Annotated in this window: 4 protein-coding genes and 2 pseudogenes; 4 read left to right on the forward strand and 2 right to left on the reverse strand. The window is 64.8% G+C overall.

Features of this window, described 5'->3' with window-relative positions; all coding sequences use genetic code 11:
• On the reverse strand, positions 1-933 hold a 933-nt coding region (locus tag Q7V15_RS09910), incomplete at its 3' end, for a Zn-dependent alcohol dehydrogenase (RefSeq protein ID WP_304755410.1).
• 825 nt (positions 934-1,758) lie between these two features.
• On the opposite strand from Q7V15_RS09910, the pseudogene Q7V15_RS09915 reads away from it, so the two are divergent.
• Positions 1,759-2,265, forward strand: a pseudogene (locus tag Q7V15_RS09915) (integrase core domain-containing protein); the annotation flags it as partial.
• A 46-nt stretch (positions 2,266-2,311) separates the two neighbouring features.
• Here the strand turns inward: Q7V15_RS09915 and Q7V15_RS09920 are convergent.
• A complete protein-coding gene (locus Q7V15_RS09920; protein WP_293421544.1) occupies positions 2,312-2,785 on the reverse strand; it encodes a universal stress protein in 474 nt (157 codons plus the stop codon).
• 180 nt (positions 2,786-2,965) lie between these two features.
• On the opposite strand from Q7V15_RS09920, the gene Q7V15_RS09925 reads away from it, so the two are divergent.
• From Q7V15_RS09925 to Q7V15_RS09935, 3 genes and pseudogenes are all read left to right on the forward strand, one after another.
• On the forward strand, positions 2,966-3,394 hold the full coding sequence (locus Q7V15_RS09925; RefSeq protein ID WP_304755411.1) for a MarR family transcriptional regulator: 429 nt from the start codon (positions 2,966-2,968) through the stop codon (positions 3,392-3,394).
• Entirely contained in the window at positions 3,391-4,521 is a 1,131-nt protein-coding gene (locus Q7V15_RS09930) for an HlyD family secretion protein (protein ID WP_304755412.1), read from the forward strand. Before Q7V15_RS09925 ends, Q7V15_RS09930 begins: the two co-directional genes overlap by 4 nt.
• Positions 4,508-4,731 (forward strand): annotated as a pseudogene (locus tag Q7V15_RS09935) (MFS transporter); the annotation flags it as partial. The gene Q7V15_RS09930 and the pseudogene Q7V15_RS09935, both read left to right, overlap by 14 nt.

Below are 4,731 nucleotides of genomic sequence, written 5' to 3' on the forward strand. Positions count from 1 at the left end.
GATCGGGAAGCGGTTCGAGCCCATCATGGAACCCTGCAGCTTCTTCTCGCCCAGGAATGCGGCGCCCATCAGGGTGATGCTCTGGCCGACCGGGATCATGCCGATGATGTTGGCCGTGCCGCCGCGGCGCAGCATATTGAAGGCCTGCTCGGCGGTCTTGGACAGGCCGATGGCCTCGAAGGCGTGGTGCACCCCGCCCTTGGTCATTTCGAGCACTTCCTTGACCGCGTCGGTCTGGGAGGCGTCGATGAAGTCGGTTGCGCCGAACTCCATGGCCAAGTTGCCCTTGGCGGCGACCGTGTCGATGGCGATGATGCGGCCGGCGCCCGCGATGGCCGCCCCGTTGATCGCCGACAGGCCCACGCCGCCGCAGCCGATGACGGCCACGGTCTCCCCCGGACGGACGCTGGAGGTGTGCATTGCCGCGCCGACCCCCGTCATCACCGAGCAGCCGATCAGGGCGGCGCGGTCGAGCGGCATGTCCTTGCGGATCGCGACGCAGGCATGCTCGTGGATCAGCATGTATTCGGCGAAGGACGACAGATTCAGGAACTGGATCATCGGGCCGGCGGCGGTGGTCAGCCGGGGCTCTTCATCAGCGCCGCGCTTGGTATCGGGCGAGACGCAAAGTGAGAGGTGGCCCGTCAGGCAAGACTCGCAGTGACCGCAATAGGCCGAAAGGCAGGTGATAACATGGTCACCCACCTTCACGGTCCGGACTTCCGAGCCCACCTGCTCGACGATCCCGGCGCTCTCATGGCCCAGCACCGCCGGTAGCGGGTGTGGGTAGGAGCCTTCCATGAAGTGCAGATCGGAGTGGCACAGGCCCGCGGCCACGGTGCGGATCAGGACCTCATGGGGGCCTGGCTTGTTGATCTGGACATCTTCGATCTGAAGCGGCTTGCCCACTTCGCGCAGCACGGCGGCTTTCATACTGGCGTTCCCCGAACAGCGCCCGTCTTAGCGGGCGGATTATCGAAGTCCGGACATGGCCGAGACTTCCCGAGAGGCCAACCTTATCGCCGTTCACATGGCCTGCGCCAAGGGAAATTGGCGGCTCTCCTCAGGCAGTCGAAGGCGCAGCCGGTTTGAGCCGCAATAGGGTCATTCGTTTGGGCCAGGCCGCCGGCTATTTCGGCCAGCGCAGTCGGAAGTCACCCCGCGGCGGGGGGATACAACCCGCAAGTGTGGTCAACAGGTTCTCGGCGGATCCGTCGTTGAGGAAGTGGTCGGCGCCCGTCACCCGCTCGAACTGCATCGGCCGCCGCGTGCGGGTCTCGGCCACCAGGTTCTCGGCCAGCTCGATGGGCGCTAAATCGTCCTAGTTGCCGTGCACGACGGGGACCGGACCTTGATGTTCCACAGGGCCGCATGGCATGCTGTGTAGCTGGTCGGGCTGGTTGGTGACCTCCAAGACGGGATGGCGCACATCGCGGGTAATGATCTCCAGCATCCCGGCCCGACCTTCAGCAGCCGCGCGGCCGTCGGTCGGGGCTGGCGGTAATAGCCCGACAGCAGCACCAGGCCGGTCACCTTGCCGGGATTCGGGGGGCGGTCAGAGTGACGTGGCAGGTTGCTCAACCTGCATTCTTAGTTGACCCACTCTGTTCCTTAACGGGCGATCCCCATGCGTTGACGTTAGGGCCGCAGCATAGCGTTTCCGCTCGAGTTGATGGTCCGCAGCGTTGCGCAGCGCCGCGTCAATCTGCTGCTGGGTCGCGCGCGCCCGCGTCAGCGCTTCAAGCTCGGCGAGCGCCAGCGCCCGGGCCCAACGACGTCTGGGCCATGGACTTCCTGCCCGACCAGCTCTTCGACGGGCGCAAGATACGCATCCTGGCGATCATCGACACTTTCAGCCGGTTCTCGCCGGCGCTGGATCCCCGCTTCGCCTACAAGGCCTGCGACGTCGTCCGGACGCTCGAACTGGCCGGCAAAGCGGTGGGCTATCCACGGGTCATCCGCGTCGATAATGGCCCCGAATTTGTCTCCCGCGACCTCGATCTCTGGGCCTACCAGCGGGGCGTCATCCTGGACTTCAGCCGCCCTGGAAAGCCGACGGACAACGCCTTTGCGGAGTCCTTCAACGGCAAGGTCCGGCCCGAATGCTTGAACACCGCCTGGTTCATGTCCCTCGACGACGCCCGATCAAAATGCGAGGCTTGGCGTAGGGACTACAACGAACATCGTCCCCACAGCGCGATCGGCGACAAGTGCCCGATCGAGCTCATGAATGGCGTCGGGACACATGGCCCACCCGACGCCTGACCGGCGAGAAATCCCGGCCCGACCTGGTCCAAGGGTGGGGGCAAGGTCACTCATTGCCCCCCCCACGTGCGTCGACAAGCGCTTCGTCCGAGACCAGGTGGCCGGCGATCAACATGCTGCAATTGATGCGGTCCATCAGGTAGGCGCCGCTGCTGCCGGCCCACCATCGATCAAGAAAGCTCCGATGCCGGTGGCCTACGACCAGGAGGTCTGCGGCGACTTGCTCTACGAAGGCGGCAATCTCAGCAGCGGGCTCGCCGCTCCGCAACTCGGCGACCGGCTCGAGGCCAAGTTGCCGCAGCCCCGTGACGCCCTCTTCCAGCACCGCTCGGTACGCTTCCTGCTCGTGAGCGATGACTCCGGCGTACGCACCTTCGGCCAGCCGTCTTCCAGGCGTCTCTGCGGCGACCGACAAGAGAAAGACCCGGGCCCGAAGCCTCATGGCCAGCATCGCGCCCTCGCGCAGCGCGGCACGTCCCTCCACACTGCCATCGTAGGCAAGAACGATTCGACGATACATATGAACCCCCGCTTCAGACCCAAGGGTAGCCCTAGTATTTCCCGAAGGGCGCCCAATCGCACCCAACGCACCTTCGTAGGTTAATGGTTAGGGGGCTATCATCCAACAAGCGCCGCGAGGTTTGCGCCGGGGCGTTTTGATGCTAATTATTAGCTCCCTATCGACACGGATTTGTACTCGATGACCGCCAGACACGCCTTTGGACAGGCAGCGAACCTGATGAGCCGTCGTTGGCGGGCGCGCCTAGACGAGCGGCTTAAGGACACGGGCCTCTCGCAGGCGCGGTGGCTGGCGTTGTTTGAGCTATCAAGTTCGGACGGAGGGCTGACACAGCGGGATTTAGCGGATCGGCTCGGAATCGAGGCGCCGACGATCGTGCGCCAGTTGGATGACCTTGAAAGGCGCGGCCTGATTGCGCGGCGGGAGGCGCCGAATGATCGGCGAGCCAAACGCGTCACCCTCACCGCCGCGGCAGAGCCGGTCCTCGACCACATCACGAGCATTGCGGCCACGCTTCGCGACGAGTTGCTGGCGGATATTTCTGACGCCGATCTCGTCACCTGTCTGTCCGTTTTGGGACGAGTCAACCAGCGTTTGGAACAAAGATGAGCGCGGCGGATGACAACCCCGTCGCGAGCGTGAAAAGCATTCGCATCGGGCGAAAACCCTCGCGGCGCCTGCTTCTCGTCGCCGCCGTGATCGTGGCCCTCATTGCGGCCGGCGCGGTTTGGCTGCACGGGAGGGCCGGCCGGGTGTCGACCAATGACGCCCGCATTGCCGCAGATGTCATTGCGGTTTCCAGCGAGGCGGCCGGCAGGATTGTTCAGCTCGATGTCAAAGCCGGGGACCAAGTCGAGAGGGGTCAGATTCTGGTCCGCATAGAACCCCGCGACGCTCAATATAGCTTGGCGGAGATCAACGCCAACATCGCCAACCTGCGCGCGCAGCGCGCGCAGTTGTTGGCCCAGCAAAGCTTGGTGCGCAACACCGTCGGCAATCAAGCTGGGGTATCCTCCGCGACCATCGACAGCGCCCAGGCCGACTATCTGACCAAGCAGGCTGAGCTGGCCGTGGCACGGTCGGCCTTTCAGCGCACCGAAACCCTCTATGGGAAAGGGCTGGTCGCCAAGAGCCGGTTCGAGGAGGACCAGGCGCGGCTTCGGGCCGCCGAGCAAACTGCCGTCCGCGCCCGCGCCGCGATCTCCGGCGCGAAGGCGAGCGCCGAGGTCACCCAGACGGGCCTCCAGCAGGTGCAGGTGATCGCCGAGCAGATTGCGAGCGTCGACGCCCAGATCGACGCGCTGGCTGCGCGGCGTGAACAGCAGCGGCTCGATCTCGGACGGCGACAGATCGTGGCGGCCTTCGATGGGGTCATCGATCAGACCGTTGTCGATCCGGGCGAGTACGTCTCGCCGGGCTCGCGCATCCTGCTCTATCACGACCCGCATACCGTCTGGGTCGATGTGAACGTCAAGGAGACGGAGTTCCGTAAACTGAAGGTTGGCGCGTCGGCCAAGGTGAAGGTGGACGCCTATCCCGGCCGCACGTTTGAGGCCAAGGTTCAGCGCCTGGGGGGCGCCGCTACGAGCCAGTTCGCGCTACTGCCCAACCCCAATCCGAGCGGCAACTTCACCAAGGTCACCCAACGGCTGCCCGTGAGGCTGGCGATCACCCAACAGCAGAATCTCCTCCGGCCGGGGATGATGGCCGAGGTCACGATCGATGTCACAGACTGAGGCCCTGTTCGCGCGCTATGGGTCGATGTACCGCTGGCTCGCGACGGCGGCGGCCATGGTCTCGGCGATCGCGGTGGTGCTTTCATCCACCATCGTCAACGTGGCTGTTCCGGCAATCATGGGCCAGTTCGGCATCGATCAGACCCGGGTGCAGTGGCTCGCCACCGGCTTTCTCGCCGCAATGACGGTCACCATGCTGCTCTCTGCCTG

It is taken from the genome of Phenylobacterium sp. (genome assembly GCF_030651755.1).
In the GTDB taxonomy this organism is placed as follows: domain Bacteria; phylum Pseudomonadota; class Alphaproteobacteria; order Caulobacterales; family Caulobacteraceae; genus Phenylobacterium.

Bases quoted from the DNA above. Each gene is read 5' to 3' on its own strand.
- Q7V15_RS09920 (WP_293421544.1), bottom strand. From the start codon at position 2,785: ATGTATCGTCGAATCGTTCTTGCCTACGATGGCAGTGTGGAGGGACGT.
- Q7V15_RS09925 (WP_304755411.1), top strand. From the start codon at position 2,966: ATGACCGCCAGACACGCCTTTGGACAGGCAGCGAACCTGATGAGCCGT.
- Q7V15_RS09930 (WP_304755412.1), top strand. From the start codon at position 3,391: ATGAGCGCGGCGGATGACAACCCCGTCGCGAGCGTGAAAAGCATTCGC.